This window comes from Caloramator fervidus (assembly GCF_900108045.1).
GTDB lineage: Bacteria > Bacillota > Clostridia > Clostridiales > Caloramatoraceae > Caloramator > Caloramator fervidus.
Genome location: NZ_FNUK01000041.1, coordinates 1 through 2,873 on the forward strand (window position 1 = coordinate 1; position 2,873 = coordinate 2,873).

Annotated in this window: 1 rRNA gene; it reads left to right on the plus strand. The window is 55.9% G+C overall.

Going from position 1 to position 2,873, the window contains the following annotated elements:
* Window positions 1-2,860: ribosomal RNA gene (locus C4R78_RS09305) — 23S ribosomal RNA — on the plus strand; the annotation flags it as partial.
* Between the last annotated feature and the right edge of the window lie 13 nt (window positions 2,861-2,873).

The following is a 2,873-nucleotide window of genomic DNA, read 5'->3' on the forward strand; positions in this document are numbered from 1 at the left end:
GATGCCTTGGCACCAGGAGCCGATGAAGGACGTGGTAAGCTGCGAAAAGCCACGGGTAGCCGCAAACAGGCAGTGATCCGTGGATGTCCGAATGGGGGAACCCGCATGGCGGAACGCCATGCATCCTTAGCTGAATAAAATAGGCTAAGGAGGGCACACCCGGGGAACTGAAACATCTTAGTACCCGGAGGAAAAGAAAGAATAATCGATTCCCTAAGTAGCGGCGAGCGAAAGGGGAGGAGCCCAAACCAAGCCTTTTAGGCTTGGGGTTGTAGGGACAGGTCGATATATCTTACTGGAACCTAGCCGAAGAGGTCTGGAAAGGCCCGCCACAGAAGGTAAAAGCCCTGTAGGCGAAAGGGGAAGGTGAGATGACCTGATCCAGAGTACCACGGGACACGAGGAATCCTGTGGGAAGCGGGGTGGACCACCACCCAAGGCTAAATACTACCTGGTGACCGATAGCGCATAGTACCGTGAGGGAAAGGTGAAAAGAACCCCGGGAGGGGAGTGAAATAGAACCTGAAACCTTGTGCCTACAAGCAGTCGGAGCTCGTTAATGAGTGACGGCGTGCTTTTTGTAGAACGAGCCAGCGAGTTACGGTATGTAGCGAGGTTAAGCCCCTTTGGGGTGGAGCCGAAGGGAAACCGAGTCTGAATAGGGCGGTAAGTTACATGCCGTAGACCCGAAACCGGGTGACCTATCCATGGACAGGGTGAAGATAGGGTAAAACCTATCGGAGGCCCGAACCACGTTGGTGTTGAAAAACCATGGGATGAGCTGTGGATAGCGGAGAAATTCCAATCGAACCCGGAGATAGCTGGTTCTCCCCGAAATAGCTTTAGGGCTAGCCTCAGGGCGTAAGTTTAGGAGGTAGAGCACTGACTGGGCTAGGGGCCGCGAGGTTACCGAACCCTATCAAACTCCGAATGCCTAAACTGAGACCCTGGGAGTCAGACCACGAGTGATAAGATCCGTGGTCGAGAGGGGAACAGCCCAGACCACCAGCTAAGGTCCCGAAGTGCATGTTAAGTGGGAAAGGATGTGGGATCTCTAAGACAACCAGGATGTTGGCTTAGAAGCAGCCATACATTTAAAGAGTGCGTAATAGCTCACTGGTCGAGAGGTCCTGCGCCGAAGATGTCCGGGGCTAAAACATGCCACCGAAGCTGTGGGCTCGAAGGAGCGGTAGGGGAGCTTCGTATACGGGCAGAAGCCAGACCGAGAGGACTGGTGGACTGTATACGAGTGAGAATGCTGGCATAAGTAGCGAGAAGTAGGTGAGAATCCTACTCGCCGAAAGCCTAAGGTTTCCTGGGGAAGGTTCGTCCGCCCAGGGTTAGTCGGGACCTAAGCCGAGGCCGAAAGGCGTAGGTGATGGGCAATCGGTTGATATTCCGATACCACCTGTAACCGTTTGAGAGACGGGGGGACGCAGGAGGATAGGCTGAGCGCACGGATGGAGATGTGCGTCCAAGGCGCGAGGCGTGCCTCTTAGGCAAATCCGGGAGGCTGAGCTGAGCGTTGAAGGGGAGCCGAAAGGCGAAGCAGCCGATTTCACACTGCCGAGAAAAGCCTCTATCGAGGTTGCAGGTGCCCGTACCGCAAACCGACACAGGTAGGCGAGGAGAGAATCCTAAGGCGAGCGAGAGAACCCTCGTTAAGGAACTCGGCAAATTGACCCCGTAACTTCGGGAGAAGGGGTGCCTGCGAGAGCAGGCCGCAGAGAATAGGCCCAGGCGACTGTTTACCAAAAACACAGGTCTCTGCTAAGTCGAAAGACGAAGTATAGGGGCTGACGCCTGCCCGGTGCTGGAAGGTTAAGGGGAAGGGTGAGAGCCCTGAACCGAAGCCCCAGTAAACGGCGGCCGTAACTATAACGGTCCTAAGGTAGCGAAATTCCTTGTCGGGTAAGTTCCGACCCGCACGAAAGGCGTAACGACCTGGGCGCTGTCTCGACGAGGGGCTCGGCGAAATTGTAGTGCAAGTGAAGATGCTTGCTACCCGCGATTGGACGGAAAGACCCCGTAGAGCTTTACTGTAGCCTAGCATTGGGTTTTGGTATTGTCTGTACAGGATAGGTGGGAGGCAGAGAAGTAGGGTCGCCAGGTCCTATGGAGCCGACGTTGGGATACCACCCTGATGATACTGAAGCCCTAACCGGGGGCCGTGGAACCGGTCACGGGACATTGCTAGGTGGGCAGTTTGACTGGGGCGGTCGCCTCCTAAAAGGTAACGGAGGCGCCCAAAGGTTCCCTCAGCGCGGTTGGAAATCGCGCGAAGAGTGCAAAGGCAGAAGGGAGCTTGACTGTGAGAGAGACATCTCGAGCAGGGACGAAAGTCGGGCTTAGTGATCCGGTGGTTCTGAGTGGAAGGGCCATCGCTCAACGGATAAAAGCTACCTCGGGGATAACAGGCTGATCTCCCCCAAGAGTCCACATCGACGGGGAGGTTTGGCACCTCGATGTCGGCTCGTCGCATCCTGGGGCTGAAGTAGGTCCCAAGGGTTGGGCTGTTCGCCCATTAAAGCGGCACGCGAGCTGGGTTCAGAACGTCGTGAGACAGTTCGGTCCCTATCCGTCGCGGGCGTAGGAAATTTGAGGGGAGCTGTCCTTAGTACGAGAGGACCGGGATGGACGAACCTCTGGTGCACCAGTTGTCTTGCCAAGGGCACAGCTGGGTAGCCATGTTCGGACGGGATAAGCGCTGAAGGCATCTAAGCGCGAAGCCCACCCCGAGATGAGATTTCCCACGCGAGAGCGGTAAGACCCCTGGAAGACTACCAGGTAGATAGGCCAGAGGTGTAAGCGTCGTAAGGCGTTTAGCTGACTGGTACTAATAGGTCGAGGACTTGATCTACTTGTGCAGTTGT